We start from the raw sequence: 643 nt of genomic DNA, 5'->3' as shown, positions 1-643 counted from the left end.
GACCCGGTTCACGCGGGAACCGGGAGCGGTTCTGCTGGGCGTGTGGGATGCCTCCAACGCGCTGCCCATTTCCGCGCCTGTCGAGCACCTGTCGCCGGCGGACATCAAGCCCGACCCGCATGCCCTGGATCCCGGCCACGATGACGGGACGGGCGGATGGGGCTTGCCGATCGTGAAAGCGCTGTCGTCGCAATACGGAGTGACGCCGACACCCCCGGCGGGCAAATGGGTGTGGTCGCGTATCCGAACGCGGTGAGCCATGCCCGCAAGGCAACACGAATCCACGCCGATCATCCGCACTTCCCATCGAGTGGAAACAGGCAAGCACAAACCATGGAAAGGAGAGGGCGTCCTATGGGGATGCTGACCCGTCTGCGCGCCTTCTGCGCGCGGACAAACCTGGGCTGGTGGTACCTCACACACCGGCGGTACAGGGTCGAAATCGGCCACCTCGACGACTTCACCGACATGGCGGAGCGGGCTCGCCTTCACGTCCTGTTCCGGCATCACGAGTACCCACCTAACCTCAAGGTGTTCCGCTCGCAAGATGCCCTCGCGGAGTGCGGGTGATCGCCATCAAGAGAAACGAACAATGGGGGTACTACTTCGGCACAGCCGACGGCTCGTACCGCTTCCTGTTCTC

The 643-nt window shown here is 64.1% G+C and carries 1 protein-coding gene and 1 pseudogene; both read left to right on the top strand.

Annotation, left to right across the window (positions count from 1 at the left end):
• Positions 1 to 256: pseudogene (locus QSK21_RS35930) on the top strand (hypothetical protein); the annotation flags it as partial.
• Between the two features lie 98 nt (positions 257 to 354).
• Positions 355 to 570, top strand: coding sequence for a hypothetical protein (locus tag QSK21_RS35925; protein WP_285702224.1), 216 nt, complete (start codon positions 355 to 357; stop codon positions 568 to 570).
• The last annotated feature ends 73 nt before the right edge of the window (positions 571 to 643 follow it).

It is taken from the genome of Actinomadura sp. NBRC 104412, assembly GCF_030269515.1.
Lineage (GTDB): Bacteria > Actinomycetota > Actinomycetes > Streptosporangiales > Streptosporangiaceae > Spirillospora.
This window is presented reverse-complemented; position numbering and strand designations above follow the sequence as displayed.